The following is a 16,618-nucleotide window of genomic DNA, read 5'->3' as shown; positions in this document are numbered from 1 at the left end:
GACGGCTTCCATTATGGACGCCGTTGATCTCGTTGTGGCACAAGGGTTTCACGTGAAAGTTTCACGGTCCTCGTGTCGCGCGTACGGCGGTCGTCGAGGGAGAGGTTCGTGGTGTTCAAGAAGATGCTGGGCGCGTTCGGGGTGGGCGGCCCCAGCGTCGATACGGTCCTGTCCAATCCGAGCACCCGCCCGGGACTGATGCTGGCCGGGCAGGTGAACCTGACCGGCGGCAGTCACGACGTGGAGATCGACCACATCACCGTCGGGCTGGTCACCCGGGTGGAGATCGACGGCGCGGAGGAGGAGTACGACGCCCTCGTCGAGTTCCACCGCGTACAGGTCGCGGGTGGTCTGCACCTGCGCGAGGGTCAGCAGTTGTCGCTGCCGTTCCAGGTGGCGATGCCGTGGGAGACCCCGGTGACCGACCTGTACGGGCAGCATCTGCACGGTATGACCATGGGCCTGCGCACCGAGGTGGCGATCCGCGGCGCGATCGACAAGGGCGACCTGGACCCGGTGTACGTGCACCCGCTGCCGGTGCAGGAACGCATCCTCGAGGCGTTCGGCCGGCTCGGCTTCGGGTTCAAGGGCGCCGACCTGGAACGCGGGCACATCTCCGGGCTGCACCAGAGCCTGCCGTTCTACCAGGAGATCGAGTACTACGCCGCCGCGCAGTACGCCCACGGCGTCAACGAGGTCGAGCTGACCTTCGTCGCGAACGAGCACGGCGTCGACGTGGTGCTGGAGTTCGACAAGCGCGGTGGCCTGTTCACCGGCGGCCACGACTCGTACGGCCGCTACCACGCCGCGCACGCCGACGCCGACCGCGTCGACTGGGCCGCGCAGGTCGACACCTGGGTCCGCCAGGCCCTCGACGGCTACCAGAGCCTGCACACCGGCCACGGCTACGCCCCGCCCGCCCAGGGCTACGGCGCGCCCGGCTACGGGCACGCCGCGTACGGCCACCCCGGCGGGCACTACAAGGAGGAGCACCACCAGGAGCGTCACGGTGGTCCCGGCATGGGCGCGGTCGCCGCGGGCGTGGTCGGCGGCGCCGCTCTCGGCTTCGCCGGCGGCATGGTCGCCGACGAGGTCTTCGACTCCTTCGGCGACGACGAGGGCGGCGACGAGGAGGCGTGAACCACTCCTCCTCACGGATGCCTTCCACCATCACCGCCGTCGGCGACCTGGGCCGTAACCCGTACTTCCGGACCGCCAACGCCCTGGCCGCCCTGACCGGCATCAAGTAGCCCACCGTCCGGCGGCCCGGAGACCTCTCCGGGCCGCCGGACGTCGGCTCCGGCTGGTGTGGTGTCACCGCGATCCACACCGAGCTGGTCTCCACCGGCGAGCGCCTGGGTGCCGACGACAGTGAGCAGGGCCAGGCGGTCGGCATCCTCGGTGCCGGCTCGGCCGTGTAGATCATGATGCGCAGGTCGCTGCCCGCCACGGGTGAGCGCGTCGCAGTCCAGGGTCAGCGGACCCACGTACGGATGATCGATTGTCTTGCGGGCGGCCTCGTGCCGGCCGACGGCGCCGGACTCCTACAGCTCGGCGAAGCGGTCACTGGTCGCCTGCGGTTCCGCGACCAGCCGCGGAGCCGTTCGTCGGCCGGATGCCGGCCGCCTGCCGCGCGCAGGTCCGCGACGAGCGCGTACCCGCCGGCGAGGGCCTCCGGAGGGCTGCGTCTTGGGCGGTGAACGCGACCAACGCGGCCGACTCTGGTACGTCGTCGACCGCGCGGCGGTCTTCATCGCCGGTAGGTGGCATCGGCGTCGGGTCGTGTCGCCATGGCGCGCGCCCTGCTTGCTCGGCGGGCCAGTCATCCTGATGACCGTCGACCAGGAAATCTAGGTTGGAAAGGCTAGACATCTTCTGCGGTACGGCATACTCTTCTTCGAGTCGAGAGGAAAGATCCGTCAAGACGCAGACGGGCCGTCCGGCCGTGAGGACACGACGGGCGGATAGGAGAGGAACATGCTTCACCGTTCCTCTTGAGAGGCAGTAAGAGCACGTCAGTTCCGGCGTGACACACGCCGGGGTGCAGGTGGGGCCAAGGTTCTTTCAGGGCTCCGGCTGATGTTCGCTGCACGTGTCGGGGCTGTGAAGTCGCGTGGGCTCCGGCGCCGGCGGACCGTACGACAGCAAGGGAAACGTGTACGCAGAGGAAAGGGAGGGCCTTACACCGTTGGATCGCCCGCCGTTGGCCGTCATGTCAGGCCGGGCGGACACCGCAGTTTCCATCGAACGAGAGGTGGTCTCCGGTCACGCATATGCGATCCTCGCACCCGAAGCCGTCAATGACGGCTGGTGCGGATACGACAAGCCGACGTTCCGGTCGGTAGATGGTGTTCTGACCCGTAACCCTGGGCCCCGGCGCTTGTGCGCCGGGGCCCTCGACGTGGAGATGACATGGGGCAAAACCCCGAAGACATGTTCGGCGATGAGAACTACCCGGCCTACACCATCGGGCAGGCCGCGGAGATGCTCGGCACCACGCAGGACTTCCTGCGTCGCCTGGACGAGACAAAATTGATCAATCCGCAGCGCTCCAGCGGCGGGCACCGCCGCTACTCCCGCTACCAACTGCGCCTGGCCGCCCGGGCCCGCGAAATGGTCGACGACGGCACCGCCCTGGAGGCCGCCTGCCGGATCATCATTTTGGAAGACCAACTCGAGGAAGCCCTCCGGCAGAACGAGAAGCAGTAGCGGGGGCCGCGGCGACAGGACTGACCAGCCCACCCTTCGTGCGAGGTCGTCGGCGGGCGATGAGCCGGCCGGCCCACCAGGCGAACGCCTGGGTTCCCGCCTCGGACCGGGCAGCCCCGCTTGTCGCACCTCTTCACATCCGGCCGGCGACCGGGATGCTGTGCGTGACCGGCGGTCCGAGGGGTCGCCGTCCTACGCCTGGCCGGCGTGCCCGGGCGCGGCGGATCAGCTGCGTGTAGCGTCCGATCATGGGCAGCGGCGGAACGGACGACGTGGGTGCCGGGTGGAGCACCGCTCGCGGCGCCGGCGACGTGGCGTTGTTGTCGGAAGAGATCACCGCTGCGCGGGTTACGGCGCTGCGTCACGCGGTCGCCGCGGCAGCCCGTTCGGCGGGTCTGGTCGGCGACGGGCTGGAGGACTTCGTATTGGCGGTGCACGAGTTGGTCACCAACGTGGTGCGCCACGGCGGGGGCAGCGGCGAGGTGCGTCTGTGGCAGCACCACGACCTGCTGACCTGCCAGGTCAGCGACAACGGGCCCGGGCTGGGTGAGATTGCCGTCGCCCTGCCGTCGCCCGGGGAGGTCGGCCACCGGGGACTGTGGCTGGCACAGCAGCTCACCGAAGGGCTGATGATCGACAACTCCGGACAGGGAACGACCGCCTCGGTGACAGCGCAGCTGCGCCCCCGATCGACCGTGTACGAGGAAGGGTGACAGTGGCCACGGAGCAGACCTGGCACTGGCATGTCGACGTCGGTGCTGATCGTCGTGTCCTGGCGCTGTCCGGTGAGATCGACATGTCGGGCGCCGATCGGCTCGATGACCTGCTGCACGAGACCGTCGCCGAGGCCGGGGCGGTGGAGATCGACCTGGCAGGGTTGACCTTCATCGATTCGACCGTACTCAGCATCCTGGTCGGAGCGCACCACCACGCGGTCGACCGGGGAGTGGATCTCACCCTGCTCAACGCCACCGGGCAGGTCCGCCGGATCCTCGACCTGACCGGCATCATGCAGCTGTTCGGCCGGGTGGCAGATCCGCCACCCACCGCGGTCTGAGTGCGCGAGGCGGGGAATCTCGTCGCGGCGGGCGGCGGAACAGCCGTTGCGACGCTGGGACTGCGGGGCGGTCAGGCCCTGCCTGCCGTGGGCTCACGGAAGCGGACCATGAGTACGGTGGCGTCGTCCTGCAGCCGGTCATCCTGGTAGGCGAGGATCGCGTGAACGAGACGCCGCGCGGTCTCTGGTAGCGGCAGCCCGTCGGCCAGTGCCCGGACGGTGAAGTCGACCAGCCGCTCGGTGCCGAACCGTTCCCCGTCGGCCGAGCGGGCCTCGATGATGCCGTCGGTGTAGAAGAGCACGTCGTCGCCGGGTTCGAGGGCTTCCTCGACCACCATCGGAGGACGCCGGTCGCCCAGGGCCACCGGCAGGGCGGTGGGCGTGGGCAGGACGGCGGCGACCCTGCCGCGACGGAGCACCAGCCCGCCCGGGTGTCCGGCGGAGATGACCCGCAGCCGGCCGGTGCGCTGGTCGAGTTCGGCCAGCACCCCCGTGATCAGTCCGCGCCGGTCGTGGTCACGCGCCGCAGTGTCGATGTGATGGTAGGTCTCGACCAGGTCGAACCCGCCCCGACGGGCATTGCGGTACGCGGCCAGGGCCAGGCTGGCGAGCATCACGGCGCGCATCCCGCCACCGGAGCCGTGCCCGACGGCGTCGAACAGGGCGAGGTGGGCGATGTCGCCGTTGACCGCATAGTCGAAGGCGTCGCCACCCACGTCGTAGCAGGGCTCCAGGATCCCACTGATGATCACGCCGCCGGTGGAGAAGGTGAGCGGCGGAAGTTGGGCGCGCAGCATCTCGGCGGGCAGGCGCATCGGCTCGCGGCGGCGGACCGACTCGATCGTGTCGCTGTGCTGCGATCGGGTGATCACCAGCTCGGCGAGCAGGGAGGCCACCGCCTCGAACGCGGCCACCGCGGAGTCAGGCACGGCAGCCGCGGCGACCACCTCCGCGACGCCCACGCGCTCCAGACCGTTGAGCAGCGGCAACCACAACCGCGCACCGTCGTCCACCGGGCCGCCGAACGGGCGCAACATGCTGAACGCCCGGCCGGCCAGGGTTCCCTCGATGGCCAGCGAGACTCGACGCGGTGCGTCCGGACCGGGCAGCGCGAGCAGCTGACGCTGCTCGTGGTCGACCACATAGAGGATCATGTCGTCGGCGCCGAGCTGCCGGGCGGCCCGCCGTGCCATCCCCGGCAGGTCCTCGGGCCGGGCGTGGTGCGACTGCCGCAGCAGACCTCGCAGTGCGTCCCGCTCGCTCATGCCCACCGACCTTCGCCCCCGCCCACACGGGGCTGCCCGAGCGATCAGAGTACGCGGGCGCTCCACCCATCACGCTCTGGTGCGCGACGGTGGCCTCGCCCGATAGGGCAGTGGCGGCGGGTGTGGAACGTGGCAAGCCTGTCAGCAGGTCGGCGCGGTCGGTGCCGGTTGCGGTGGACTGGATCCGGGCGCGCCTCCGCAGGGGAGCAAGCCCAGTGGCCAGGTCCACTCACCGCCATCGGATCGACGACGGATCATGTGCTACGGTAGCGGAGTTGCAGTTTTGATTTCCGTAGACGTTTTCCGGCGCCTGATGGGGCATCTGAAACCCATCCAGGCGCTTTTCGTTTTTCGTGTCGTTTCGACGCGGGTGATCAACGCGGCGGCGTAAGGGTCCGCACAGTGCGGTCTCTAACAGCCTGCGAAGGAGCAGACATGACTACAGGTACCGTGAAGTGGTTCAACGCCGACAAGGGCTTCGGCTTCATCAGCCCGGACGACGGCGGCGCCGACGTCTTCGCCCACTTCTCCGCGATCTCGGCGAGCGGCTTCCGCAGCCTCGACGAGAATCAGAAGGTGGAGTTCGACATCACCCAGGGCCAGAAGGGCCCGCAGGCGGAGAACATCCGCCCGCTCTGATCCACATTCTCTGAACGGCGGCCCGACTGGTTCAGCGGGCCGCCGTTCGGCGTTTCATGCGTTCATCACGCCATCGCGAAAATCATCTGATCGGCAGAAGGCCGGCCATCTCGGTCCGGAGCCAGCATTGCCCCCGTTCTCTTGCAGCAAGGACGACGCTTGACGGTCAGCCCAAAACACACCGTCCCGGTTGATGGGCAATCGGCAGCGGCGGCGCCTCAGGCGGTTGGGCCGCCGTGGTGGTCGAGTTCGTCGCGGAGCGCGCGAGCGAAGCCTTCGGCCATGGCGAGTTGGTCGCGCAGTGCGATGACCCGCGTCGTAGCGGCGGTGTGGAACATGTCGAGCCGGTCGAGCAGAGCGGCGCGGTCGACGCCGGTGGCGGTGTCGAGGGCGTCGAGGACGGCGAGGAGGTCGCGCATCTCGTCGAGTGTGAACCCGAGCGGTTTCATGCGTTTGACGACGGCGAGGCGGTCGAGGTCGGGTTCTGTGTAGAGGCGGAAGCCGCCGTCACTGCGGGCGGAGGGGACGATCAGGCCGGCTTCCTCGTAGTGGCGGATGGTGCGGATGCTGAGCCCGACCCGTTCGGCGGCTTCGCCGATCTGCATGAGGCGACCGGTGGCCGGGCCGGAGGCGCGCTGCTCCGGCCCGGTGTCGCGGCTGGTGGAGGCCATCAGTGGCCGACACCGAGTCGGCCGGCGAGGGTGTCGTGGATGCGGGCGCTGGGCTGGTTCAGCTCGATGATCTCGACGGTCTTGCCGCGTGCGGCGTACTTGGTGGTGATGGCGTCGAGGGCGGCGACGGAGGAGGCGTCCCAGACGTGGGCGTGGGTCATGTCGATGACCACGGTGTCGGGGTCGTTCGTGTAGTCGAACTGGCCGACGAGGTCGTTGCTGGAGGCGAAGAACAGCTCACCGTGCACCGAGTAGATGCGGGTGCCGCCGTCGGGGTCGAGGACGCTGGTGACCTCGACCAGGTGGGCGACCCGGCGCGCGAAGATCACCATGGCGGTGAGCACGCCGACCACCACACCGATGGCCAGGTTGTGGGTGGCCAGGGTGGTGACCACGGTGGCGAGCATGACGATCGTCTCCCCGTACGGCATCCGCTTGAGGGTGGCCGGGGCGACGGAGTGCCAGTCGAACGTCGACACCGCCACGATGATCATCACGGCGACCAGGGCGGCCATCGGAATGACCGCGACCACGTCGCCGAGCGCGACGACCAGGATCAGCAGGAAGACGCCGGCCAGGAACGTCGACAGCCGGGTGCGGGCACCGGACGCCTTCACGTTGATCATCGTCTGGCCGATCATCGCGCAGCCGCCCATGCCGCCGAAGAACCCGGTGACGATGTTGGCGACCCCCTGGCCCCAGGACTCGCGAGTCTTGCTGGACGGGGTGTCGGTGATGTCATCGACGAGCTTGGCGGTCATCAGCGACTCCATCAGCCCGACCAACGCGATCCCCAGGGCGTAGGGGGCGATCAGGGTGAGGGTGTCCATGGTCCAGGGGATCTGCGGCAGGCCGAGGGTGGGCAGGCTGTCCGGGAGGGCGCCTTCGTCACCGACGGTCGGCACCGCCACGCTGGCGACGACGGTGACCAGGGTCAGCACCACGATCGCGACCAGTGGCGCCGGAACTGCGCGGGTGAGGCGGGGCAGTCCAACCATGATCGCGAGGGCGACGGCGACCAGCGGGTAGACCAGCCACGGCACCCCGAGCAGGTGCGGAACCTGCGCGGCGAAGATCAGGATCGCGAGGGCGTTGACGAAACCGACCATCACGCTGCGCGGGATGAACCGCATCAACTTCGCCACCCCGAGCACCGCCAGCAGGACCTGGATCGCCCCGCCGAGAATCACCGCCGCGATCAGATAGTCCAGTCCGTGCTCCTTGGCCAGCGGCGCCACCACCAGCGCGATCGCGCCGGTCGCGGCGGAGATCATCGCTGGTCGCCCACCGCAGATCGCGATCGTGACGGCCATCGTGAACGAGGCGAACAGCCCCACCCGCGGGTCGACCCCCGCCAGGATCGAGAAGGAGATCGCCTCTGGGATCAGCGCCAGGGCGACGACCAGACCGGCGAGGACCTCGGTGCGGAACACCTTCGGCGACAGCCAGGACGGACGGGACAGACGCGGCCGGGAGCCCGCGGACAGCACAGAAGACATAAAGCCATTTCCACTCGGGCGCCTGACGGACGCGCACAGTTCCCGCCCCGAACCACGGGACGCAGCTACTCACAGATCAGCAACAGTCGGTCTGGACGGTCTGCGGGCCTCATCGCCCGGACTCGTCAGGACCGCCACAGGAGTCACCCGGCCACACCCGGGTTCACCGGTACCGAACCTACCCTTACGTAAGAGAAGAGTCGGCCGGACGTGTTGATCATCACGACGTCGCAGCCGCCAGGCCCTTGATCCAGTTTCTTGCACATCCTGATCGGGGTGCCGGCCGGCGACGGCGGCAGGCTCGGGCTTGCCGTGCCCGCGGGGCCGGGAGCGGGGATGGCTGACGTGTGTTCGCCGGGATCGTGGCTGAGCTTCGAGGCGGACCTCGTCGGGCAGCGCGTCGCGACCCTGTTCCGGCTGCAGGAACTACTCACCGGCATCGGTCCGGCGTTTGATCGGGCTGTGGAACTCAACCGGAAGGGACCGATGATGGTCCTGACGTGCTGACAGGCGCCGGTGGCGATCCGGCACGCCGGCGTCGACCCGATCACCGCCTTGCTCCGACGCGACCACGTCAAGAACGCCGTCCACGTCGCCGAGGCGATGGTGGCAGCCGCGCGGCAGCAGACCGCAAACCTGCCCGGGCAACGCGCCGCCGCCGTGGTCGTCGGGCAGATGGCTACCGAGATCCCCGCCCTGGAACAGCGCATCGCCGCTGTCGGCGACCTCATCGCCGAGCAACTCGGCCAGCACCCGCTGGCGCCGATCATCGAGAGACTCCACCCTACCCGCCAAGATCAACCGGAGTCGTATGGAGACTCCTAAGACGACGCTCTATCTGTACCCGGAGGCTGACTACCTGCGGGTTCCTATTTTGTTTTCGTGTTAGTGGGTCGCACGCGCGCATTACTGTGCTCGCTTGCCGAAGATCAGCAGAACGGGCGTAAGTCCTGCTCAGGCCGTGCTTCGGTCGGTTCGACGCGTCCTTATCAGATCCGGCGAAGTTGCCGCGCCGCATCAGTCTCCGGTGCTGCGACAGCGTGGGCCAGCAGCGTGGCGAGTTCGGCTGCGCGTGCCGGGTGGTGATGACCGCCCCAGGGAACTCCGCCGACGAGGTATTGAGCGAAGTCGGGGTGGTCGGTCCGGTTCTGCGCGGCGAGGCCGGTGCGGGTGGCGTTGTGGAGGATGACGCGGAGCAGGTCGTACTCGTCGCGGGGTGCGGCGGGGTGGTGGTTGACGACGAGTCGGGCGAGGAGTCGCCGGTCGGCTCGGCCGCGGCCCTTGGCCACAGTGGACTTGGCACCGGCCACCGAGGGTTCGAGCTGCCCGCCGAGCCGCAGCGGCGTCGGGGAGCGCAACACGGCCGTTGCCTCGCCGAGGTCACGATCGGGTGTGACGTGATGTTTGATGACGGCCCGTGGTAAGTGCTGGGCCTGTCTTTCGGGTGCGCCACCAGATGATTGCGGTGATGACGACGACCGCAAAGGCGGGGACGAGCTGGTACGGCGTGCCGACTCCGGCTGAGCGGTCCTGCAGTGCACTACCGAGGTCCACCCGCAGGGACGTGGCCAGGATGAAGGAGAACGTGTTGAGGACGGCGTGCAGCATAACCGCGATCTCCAGCCCGCCGGTGCGCCAGGTGATGATGGCCAGTCCGGTCCAGAGCACGAAGTACCAGACGATGATGTACGGATCCGTCGCTCCGTGTGCGGCCGTGAACAGCACGCTCGAAACCAGCACCCCGGCGACCAGTCCCGCCCGTCGGCTGCGGGTCCAGCTTCCGATCACGCGGAAGATCAACCCACGTACGCCGTATTCCTCGCCCGCCGACTGGAGCGGGGTGAGGAGCATCGTGGCGATGAAGATGGCGACGAGGTCGGTCTGCGACCAGGGGGCCTCGTCGACGGGCGCGAGAGATCCGAGGGCGACGACCACCAGCCAGGCGGGACCGAAGACGAGCAGCGATCTGCCGAGCAGGTCGAAGCGGAACCGTGACGTCACGGAGTGCAGGGACGCACCGGGTACGCCGTAGAGCCACCGCTGGATGAGCATGCTCCACGGAATGAGCAGGCCGAGGGAGAGCATCGTGCTGGCGTGGTAAAGCGGCGTGTAGTCGGTGCCGCCCAGGATCGGCGGGGTGTTGCCCTGCTGTACGTCGATGGCCGCGGCCGCCCTGCCGAGGACCGTCGGGAAGATGACGAACCCGGCCAGCAGGAGGATGATCGCAAGAATGCCGCGGCCGATCCGGCGTTCGTCGCCAGCGAGTACCCGGTGGTATTCGACCCCGGCGGGAGCTGACGGCCCGTTGCGGGGCTCGCCCGGAGTGAGTAGTGAGTTCGGCTTGGTTGCCGCGGTCATGCTGTCCTCCTGTGGATGGGGTTACTTCCCTGCGTGGTCGAGCACGCTGTAACGCAGGCGGAGTGCCCGCTCGGCGCTCCCCAGTGCGGCCCCGACGGCGAGGGCGAAGTTGAGCCAGATCGGTAGGCGGACGGGCGATTCGAACGTTCCGACGTTCTCCGCGATCGGGGGGATCTGCGAAACCGGTCCGGCGAGTTGCAGCAGGTTCAGGCCCACGCCGATGACGAGCATCAGCACCGAGAGGAGGCTGATCGAGCGGCTCAGCGTCGGGTGCTCGCGTTCGACGCGGGCACGGCGTCCTTCGGCGGACCTCGGATCGGGAAAGAGGGGGTACTCGGCGCCCGCAGTGATGACGTAGTGGCAGCGTTTGAGCCCGAATGCGCTGTTCGCCACCTCGATGGTGCCGCCCTCCACGGGGAAGGCCGCCGGGAGCTTGGACTCGGCGTGGTGTCTGCCGTCGAGATACAGGTGCGCTCTCGCCTTGCCGCCCTCCGGGTCGGTCCGGCGTGGGATGTCGACGGCGTACACCGTCTGCCGGCCGTTCCCGTTGGGCAGCGCGAGGTAGAACAGTGTGCGGAAGGGTAGCTGCCACCAGCGGAGACGTTTCAACGCCCGGCCGTCTCCGCTCTTGATGCGCTTGGCCGCCCGCTGTTGCCGCCAGTCCTCGATCACGTTTCCTCACTCACCGTCGATCGCCCGGGCCCACTAACACGCCGTACTAGTGGCAACGCTAGCACGGCGTGCTAGTACGATGTGCCAGGAGGTGGCAGGTGGCACAGGACGACGGGAGCACCAGCTCACGGGAACGGATCCTCGCGGCTGCGGCGGCGATGCTCGCCGAGGACCTAGCTGCGCGGTTGAGCGTGCGTGCGGTCGCGGCACGGGCCGGGGTGAGCACAGGCTCGCTCAGGTTCCACTTCCCGACCCAGCGGGCGCTGCAGGACGCGGTGCTCGCCAGGATCTACGACCACGTCTTCCCTGATGACCCGATCCACGACCGATCACTGTCCGCCCGGGACCGACTGGTCAACTGTCTCCGGCAGGTGCTCTCCCCCACCGGCGTCGGGGAGCAGGCACGTGAGGCGTGGAGCAGGGCGTACCAGATGTTCATCGCACCCGAACCGACCGAGGAGGTGCGCGCGGCCTATCTCGCCCTGGAGCGGGAAGGGTGGCGCCGTGTCGAGTACTGGCTGACGGTTCTCGCTGACGAAGGCGCGCTCCCCAGGGAAGACCACGCACGCCGAGTGAGATTCCTGCTCACCGTGCTCCAAGGGCTCTCCATCGAACGAGCCCTGCCCGCCGAGGACTCGATCCTGAAGTCCGAAACCGAAACCCTCTACACGGCCGTGGACTGCGTCCTCAACGCCCCGAACACATGAGGCATCCCGTGCCGATCCTCCGCATCCCGACAGCGCCCCCGGCAACGCCCCCGAACTGGTCAGCTACGACGGCCACGGGACAGAGATCGACAGGCGCCCGCTGTTCCAGGCCGAAGACCAACTCGAGCACTGCTACACGGGCCCCGACGGGAAGCGGATCTACGGCAAACCGACCAGCGACTGCCGTCCTGCCGAGAGAAGTGGGGGCGATAGCCACGATCGGAGGCTGACCGCCGACCCGGGACGTGGGTCGTCACTCGCGGACCAGCCCCGGTGGCAGCGCGTCCTCGCCGAGTTGGACCTGGCGGGCGTTGGCCACGGGGTCGCGCTCCAGGGTGTGGATCAGTGGTGCGGGGCCGCCGACGCAGGTCCAGGTGTCGTCCCAGCGCGCGGAGACCAGCCATGACCGGTCGGCGGAGAAGACCAGGTCGGGTAGCGCGCCGTGCGGGTGGCGAATGTGACCGCCGGTGCGCCAGGCGAGGGCCTGTTCGGGGCCGGCCTGGACCAGCACATAGGGCCAGTTCCAGTAGAGCGACACCCTCGGGGCGTCCCGACGACGCGTCGACGTCCTCTGGGCACTCATCCGCGACCGCAAGACCTTCACCCGACCGGCACCGGCAATCCGCGCCGCGGCCTGAACCAGCACGCTCCTCGCCGACGCGACCCCGGTCCTGCCGGCCGCCCCGCCCTGCCCGTCAAGATCAACCGGCGTCACATGGAGATTCCGGGTGTGCTCCTGGGCTGCGACAACAGCGGTCCGGGGATCATGGGTGAACGCGGGCCACTCCCTGCCAGCCCAGGTGAACCCCAGGTCGCTAGACTAGGCGCTCGCGCCCTCGTAGCTCAGGGGATAGAGCATCGGTTTCCTAAACCGTGTGTCGCAGGTTCGAATCCTGCCGGGGGCACCAGGTCAGGCCCTTGATCACCGATCACTGTTCCGTCTTTCGGGGCGTGCGTGCCCGATCGCCTCGCCATCTTCGCCCTGCTCGCGTGCAGGTGCTGAGCGACTTCCGCGTCGCGGCCGTCAACGGCACGGGCGTAGTGGCGGGTCGTCACGCTGGCGTTGGCGTGCCCGAGCCGACGAGCGGCCACCAGGACGCCATGCGAGTCCGCGACCCAGCTCCCGTGCGTGGCCCGTAGGTCGTGAGGCGTCACGTCGACCAGCCCAGCCCAGCCGACCGTACCGCGAGGTTGAAGCGGCGCCGCTTTTACGCCCTTCCATGTGACCTTCGAGGACCAACCCGAGCTGTACCGCCTAGCGGACTCGTACCGGTCCGCAGTGGCCGCAGCTCCCACCGCAACGCTGATCCCGGACCAGTGGCTACACCTCACCGTGCAGGGCATCGGCTTCACCGACGAAACAAGCGACGCGACACTGGGCGCAGTCATCGAGGAGGCGGGCAAGCAACTCGCGCAACTGCCCGCGGTCGCTGTCGAGTTCGGCGCGATCGTTGTGGCTGACGAGGCCATCGTCATGCCCGCCCTGCCCGTCCAACGGCTACGAGCCGCTACCCGGACCGCCATCCGGCGCGTCGTCGGTGAGGACCAGGTCTCCGAGGACCCCAGCCGATATCGACCTCACGTCAGCGTTGCCTACCTGACCGCCGACGGCCCATCCGAGCCTTACGTTCAGGCGGTGCAGTCCGTAGCTCCTGACCCCGCCACCGTGTCGATCAGCCACGTCGATCTGATCGAGATCGAGACCGGCGCATGTACGAATGGCAAGTCGTCGCTCGGATGCCGCTCGGCTAGCCCTTGGCGATCTTTGTCTAGTCCCACCACATGCTTGACGAATCCGTCCCACCAGATGCTTGACAGTCGACCTTGGTCTGCGACGAGACTTCGCAAGGCACGAAGACTGGGAGGGTGCCTTGATCTCGACGGAGCTGGAACTCTTCGCGGACTACTACCAGGTTCACCTGCTCGATGACGGGTCCGTAACCGATCTTGGCGACGCCTGGACCGAAGAGGCGGTGCTCGACAACCTTGCCGCCGACACGGACGCCATGGCGGTCGGCACCACCGTCAACGTCAACGTGGCCGTGACCGTGGAGGTGTTGAAGGCAGCGCCGGAGGACGACAGCGCGGAGTTCGACCACGTCGTGGAGGCAAGCCTGCAAGTTTCCTCGGGCCGACTCGTCGTCATGGGCTGCACCGACTACGAGCCGGAGGCCGCACGGTTCCGCGTAGCGGCGGGACCGGTTCGCGTACGAGCCGCGAGAAGCAACTTGGCCCAGGCAGAACTTCTCGGCATTGATTCCGACGACGATCCGGCGACCATGGAGCGGCTTCGACTGCAGGTATGGCCTGCCCCGCATGCTGACCCGGTTGTCATCAAGCGCTGGAAGCCGCTGGCTGCTTAGCTCACCCGCCGCCAACGCTGCCCACGGCGATCATGTCAAGCATCTGGTGGGACGCAGGTGTAAAGCATCAGCCGGGACACGACATGTGTCTATCCCACCACATGTTTGACTAATCCGTCCCAGCACATGGCTGACAGATGACCTGGTGCGCCTTGGCGAACTCTCTCAGTCAGTCGCCGATGAACAGGAGCCGTCTGTGATGAGGGCGTCGGGGCGCGACCTCTAGGAGCGATGCGAGCTGAACCACCGCCTGGGCAGCCGCTCGCACCCGGCCATCCTCGGATTGCTCAATGATCGACCGAAGTTCGGCCGCCAGGCTGACGCTTTGGCGAGGGTTGAAGCAGATGTCGTCGTAGGGATCGACCCCGGAGAGCAACGGGTAACGTGACGGCTCCGATGCGGCGAAGGAGCAGAGAAGCCCGACGTCCGCTTCGTCCGTAAGCCGCTCGACAACGACACCGCTGTACTCATGAACCTGCACACTCATGCCCACGGCCTCATCGTTCCCGACCTCAACGGATCGCCAAGGGCCGGCTCCACTGAGAGCGCCGCGATCATGTCAAGCATCTGGTGGGACGCGCGGAGAGCGGGGAGCCCGGGGGCCGCCGCAGAACGACAGACCGGTTGACGGGTGAGGGTTGGGCCGGCAGCCGGCCGGGCCGCGCGGCCACGAGCCCGCGCGGCGTAGGGGGGGCGGACGCCGGCCACATCGGCGAGCTGGCGGCGGTCGCGGGTTGCGGTTAGGGCGCCTCCGGCGGAGGGCTTCGGCTCGCGTACGCCCGTCTAAGTTCCGCTTCAACGTCTGAGTCCGGCGGCTGCTCTTTGTCCGCAGGGTGGACACGCACTTGACGGCGCACCGGGCGCGGGTGTCTCACTTCTTCGGTGGCCACGGTGACGGGTTTTGGGAGATCCACCAGTAGCCGGCGTATCGCGGGTTGTGGTGCCAACGCGAGCGCCGCACCTCGTCTGTCCGGGGCGCCCAGTCCCGGTATGGCAGCAGCGCCATTCGAGATGCGATCACGCCCGCCATATACGGCCACGCGATCACAGCGATCAGTGCATCCCGACGTCGGTAGGAAACCCGAGGGGCGAGCCATAGGGTCACCGCCACCGGCATGGCGGAGCCCGCCAGATACCCGAGCCAGTAGCCGCCAGTCACATCCCAGACGAGGTAGCTGACCCCAATCGCTGGCAGCCCGAGGACGGTCCAGATGAGCACCGCACGCAGGCCCAGGGCTAGCCCGTCGCGCGGCCTGCCTGCATCAAGTGGATCATCTAGCACCCGCGGGACGGTAACCGCGTCGGTTGCCAACTTCAAGGGCGAGCGCGGCGGCGGGCGAGGTAGGAAGTCGTCCGGAACATACGCGGAACGATCAAGCACACCACGGCAGAGCCTTCACGCGAATCCTCTGGTGGGGCGGCAGGTGGCCCGGTAGCCGCTAAATCGTTCCTACACCGTGTGTTGCAGGTTCGAATCCTGCCGGGGGCACCCGCCTACGGGTTGACCGTTCCCGACAGGTTGCTGACCCGACCCATCGCGTCGAAGTCGATACGCAGGACCGACCCGCCCCGATCCTGCGCCGTCACCGACATCGGCGCCCGATCCAGCCGCCACCCCTGCTGGTGCAGGAACGACTCGACGGCGACGCGGTGCTCCACCGGGAAGGACTGAAGGACCTGCGTCAGGACGGTCAGCGCCCGCTCGGGCCGGACCGGCGCGGTGATCTGCGGTGGGGCGTCGTCGAGGTGGAAGAAGACGGCGCCGCCGTCGTACGGCCCGCGGTAGTAGCAGCGGCCGGTCAGGCCGGACGCCAGCAGGGCGAGGCGGTGTCCGTCGGCGCGCTGAAGCGGGAACGTGGGTTCGGTGAGTTCGGCGACCCGTTGGCGGTGCCCGTACTCGCGAAGCCAGCCGGCCAGATGCAGCAACGCCGGCGGGAGGTTGCTGGCGTCGTTGGCCCAGGCCCACAGCCAGGTGCCGTTGTCGTGGCTCTCGGTGCCGAGGAGCTGGACGCGGTACCGCAGGTCGGTCCCGAACGTCGCGATGCCGTCGGGCACGTCGAGCTGCCAGTCACGCTCGCCGAGCAGGTCGGCCAGCGCCATCTGGCGGGCCAGGCCGGTGCCGACATGTTCGGCGAAGAGTCGATCAAACGTCGGCATCGCCGCAGTGTGCCAGACCTTTCAGCGCGGGACGGCCCCGCGTCCGGCCGGAGCCGGAGCGCGGGGCCGGCGGGTCAGCGGACCAGCGCTGCCACCAGCGTCCCGATGCAGGCGACGACGGCGGCGATGATCGGACTGAGCGTCTTGATGTACGCCAGGATGAGCCGGTGCCGGTCGGTCGGCTCGGCAACGGTTTCGTCCTCGTCCTCTGGTGTCTCGAAGTCTGACCCGTGAGGGATTACAGTCAACGTGACTCCTTCCGTTGCAGCGGTGGAGTCGAATGCGGCGTCCGGTGGCAGCCGGGCGCCGCCCTCTGTGTGAGGCGACGCAGTGCCGTTCGACCGTTCGAGCATCCTCCCGGCGGACAGCTAGCACAAGAGTGGGCAATTCACTGTCGGGTACCTGACAAGCAGATGCATCGCATCGAGAAAATTTCGGTGCCATCTCTTGCCAAATGCAATTTTCCGTGAAGCAGTTCAACTCAGCGTGACCACGCCAAAGCACATGGTGAGCAGTAGTGT

General features: G+C 68.2%; 21 protein-coding genes and 1 tRNA gene. 11 read left to right on the top strand and 11 right to left on the bottom strand.

The window, feature by feature from the left end; genetic code table 11:
- The first annotated feature begins 108 nt into the window (after positions 1–108).
- The 4 genes from BFV98_RS16230 (at position 109) to BFV98_RS16215 (ending at position 3,766) form a co-directional block, all read left to right on the top strand.
- Positions 109–1,140: a sporulation protein gene (locus tag BFV98_RS16230; RefSeq protein WP_071096947.1), complete on the top strand. Its 1,032-nt coding sequence runs from the start codon at positions 109–111 to the stop codon at positions 1,138–1,140.
- Between the two features lie 1,272 nt (positions 1,141–2,412).
- Positions 2,413–2,709, top strand: a complete 297-nt coding sequence (locus BFV98_RS16225) for a helix-turn-helix domain-containing protein (RefSeq protein WP_013283829.1) — start codon at positions 2,413–2,415, stop codon at positions 2,707–2,709.
- A gap of 248 nt (positions 2,710–2,957) precedes the next feature.
- Complete coding sequence (locus BFV98_RS16220; protein WP_013283830.1) at positions 2,958–3,422, top strand: ATP-binding protein; 465 nt, start codon at positions 2,958–2,960, stop codon at positions 3,420–3,422.
- The gene (locus BFV98_RS16215; RefSeq protein ID WP_255368135.1) at positions 3,419–3,766 is read left to right on the top strand and encodes an STAS domain-containing protein; all 348 of its coding nucleotides are present in this window, start codon (positions 3,419–3,421) and stop codon (positions 3,764–3,766) included. The genes BFV98_RS16220 and BFV98_RS16215 overlap by 4 nt, the downstream gene beginning before the upstream one ends.
- Before the next feature lie 71 nt (positions 3,767–3,837).
- On the opposite strand, the gene BFV98_RS16210 is transcribed toward BFV98_RS16215, so the two are convergent.
- Positions 3,838–5,031 carry a PP2C family protein-serine/threonine phosphatase gene (locus BFV98_RS16210; RefSeq protein ID WP_071096943.1) on the bottom strand — a complete coding sequence of 398 codons (1,194 nt, stop codon included), beginning with the start codon at positions 5,029–5,031 and terminating at the stop codon, positions 3,838–3,840.
- 435 nt (positions 5,032–5,466) lie between these two features.
- On the opposite strand from BFV98_RS16210, the gene BFV98_RS16205 reads away from it, so the two are divergent.
- Positions 5,467–5,670 carry a cold-shock protein gene (locus BFV98_RS16205; protein ID WP_013283833.1) on the top strand — a complete coding sequence of 68 codons (204 nt, stop codon included), beginning with the start codon at positions 5,467–5,469 and terminating at the stop codon, positions 5,668–5,670.
- Between the two features lie 218 nt (positions 5,671–5,888).
- On the opposite strand, the gene BFV98_RS16200 is transcribed toward BFV98_RS16205, so the two are convergent.
- Both BFV98_RS16200 and BFV98_RS16195 read right to left on the bottom strand, forming a co-directional pair.
- Positions 5,889–6,341 (bottom strand): MerR family transcriptional regulator, encoded by a 453-nt coding sequence (locus BFV98_RS16200; protein ID WP_013473821.1) that lies wholly within the window; start codon positions 6,339–6,341, stop codon positions 5,889–5,891.
- Positions 6,341–7,840, bottom strand: coding sequence for a SulP family inorganic anion transporter (locus tag BFV98_RS16195; protein ID WP_071096941.1), 1,500 nt, complete (start codon positions 7,838–7,840; stop codon positions 6,341–6,343). Before BFV98_RS16195 ends, BFV98_RS16200 begins: the two co-directional genes overlap by 1 nt.
- A gap of 258 nt (positions 7,841–8,098) precedes the next feature.
- Between BFV98_RS16195 and BFV98_RS32725 the strand changes: the two genes are divergently transcribed.
- Together BFV98_RS32725 and BFV98_RS32720 are read left to right on the top strand one after the other, a co-directional pair.
- Positions 8,099–8,347, top strand: coding sequence for a hypothetical protein (locus tag BFV98_RS32725; RefSeq protein WP_071096939.1), 249 nt, complete (start codon positions 8,099–8,101; stop codon positions 8,345–8,347).
- A 9-nt stretch (positions 8,348–8,356) separates the two neighbouring features.
- Positions 8,357–8,665 carry a hypothetical protein gene (locus tag BFV98_RS32720; protein WP_071096938.1) on the top strand — a complete coding sequence of 103 codons (309 nt, stop codon included), beginning with the start codon at positions 8,357–8,359 and terminating at the stop codon, positions 8,663–8,665.
- Positions 8,666–8,829: 164 nt separating this feature from the next.
- On the opposite strand, the gene BFV98_RS16180 is transcribed toward BFV98_RS32720, so the two are convergent.
- Genes BFV98_RS16180 through BFV98_RS16170 form a run of 3 tightly spaced genes read right to left on the bottom strand, consistent with a single transcriptional unit; the run spans position 8,830 to position 10,870 of the window.
- Positions 8,830–9,201 carry a hypothetical protein gene (locus BFV98_RS16180; protein ID WP_071096936.1) on the bottom strand — a complete coding sequence of 124 codons (372 nt, stop codon included), beginning with the start codon at positions 9,199–9,201 and terminating at the stop codon, positions 8,830–8,832.
- Between the two features lie 19 nt (positions 9,202–9,220).
- On the bottom strand, positions 9,221–10,198 hold the full coding sequence (locus BFV98_RS16175) for a CPBP family intramembrane glutamic endopeptidase (protein ID WP_071096934.1): 978 nt from the start codon (positions 10,196–10,198) through the stop codon (positions 9,221–9,223).
- Positions 10,199–10,219: 21 nt separating this feature from the next.
- A complete protein-coding gene (locus tag BFV98_RS16170) occupies positions 10,220–10,870 on the bottom strand; it encodes a hypothetical protein (RefSeq protein ID WP_013473824.1) in 651 nt (216 codons plus the stop codon).
- Positions 10,871–10,968: 98 nt separating this feature from the next.
- On the opposite strand from BFV98_RS16170, the gene BFV98_RS16165 reads away from it, so the two are divergent.
- Entirely contained in the window at positions 10,969–11,577 is a 609-nt protein-coding gene (locus BFV98_RS16165) for a TetR/AcrR family transcriptional regulator (RefSeq protein ID WP_071096932.1), read from the top strand.
- Between the two features lie 253 nt (positions 11,578–11,830).
- Here the strand turns inward: BFV98_RS16165 and BFV98_RS16160 are convergent, their stop codons facing one another.
- Positions 11,831–12,115, bottom strand: a complete 285-nt coding sequence (locus BFV98_RS16160; protein WP_013283842.1) for a hypothetical protein — start codon at positions 12,113–12,115, stop codon at positions 11,831–11,833.
- A gap of 294 nt (positions 12,116–12,409) precedes the next feature.
- On the opposite strand from BFV98_RS16160, the gene BFV98_RS16155 reads away from it, so the two are divergent.
- The 3 genes from BFV98_RS16155 (at position 12,410) to BFV98_RS16150 (ending at position 13,940) form a co-directional block, all read left to right on the top strand.
- Positions 12,410–12,485: transfer RNA gene (locus BFV98_RS16155), tRNA-Arg, on the top strand.
- Positions 12,486–12,799: 314 nt separating this feature from the next.
- Positions 12,800–13,507, top strand: coding sequence for a 2'-5' RNA ligase family protein (locus tag BFV98_RS33085; protein ID WP_083395285.1), 708 nt, complete (start codon positions 12,800–12,802; stop codon positions 13,505–13,507).
- Positions 13,449–13,940 (top strand): hypothetical protein, encoded by a 492-nt coding sequence (locus BFV98_RS16150; RefSeq protein WP_071096931.1) that lies wholly within the window; start codon positions 13,449–13,451, stop codon positions 13,938–13,940. Before BFV98_RS33085 ends, BFV98_RS16150 begins: the two co-directional genes overlap by 59 nt.
- Positions 13,941–14,109: 169 nt before the next feature.
- Here BFV98_RS16150 and BFV98_RS16145 read toward each other — a convergent pair whose 3' ends face one another.
- From BFV98_RS16145 to BFV98_RS32290, 4 genes are all read right to left on the bottom strand, one after another.
- The gene (locus BFV98_RS16145) at positions 14,110–14,433 is read right to left on the bottom strand and encodes a hypothetical protein (protein WP_071096929.1); all 324 of its coding nucleotides are present in this window, start codon (positions 14,431–14,433) and stop codon (positions 14,110–14,112) included.
- 378 nt (positions 14,434–14,811) lie between these two features.
- Entirely contained in the window at positions 14,812–15,222 is a 411-nt protein-coding gene (locus tag BFV98_RS31505) for a hypothetical protein (protein WP_236619359.1), read from the bottom strand.
- A gap of 212 nt (positions 15,223–15,434) precedes the next feature.
- Positions 15,435–16,097, bottom strand: coding sequence for a DUF6882 domain-containing protein (locus BFV98_RS16140; protein ID WP_071096927.1), 663 nt, complete (start codon positions 16,095–16,097; stop codon positions 15,435–15,437).
- 74 nt (positions 16,098–16,171) lie between these two features.
- Positions 16,172–16,345: a hypothetical protein gene (locus BFV98_RS32290; RefSeq protein WP_013283846.1), complete on the bottom strand. Its 174-nt coding sequence runs from the start codon at positions 16,343–16,345 to the stop codon at positions 16,172–16,174.
- Between the last annotated feature and the right edge of the window lie 273 nt (positions 16,346–16,618).

The organism is Micromonospora sp. WMMB235, assembly GCF_001855515.1.
GTDB lineage: Bacteria > Actinomycetota > Actinomycetes > Mycobacteriales > Micromonosporaceae > Micromonospora > Micromonospora aurantiaca.
This window is presented reverse-complemented; position numbering and strand designations above follow the sequence as displayed.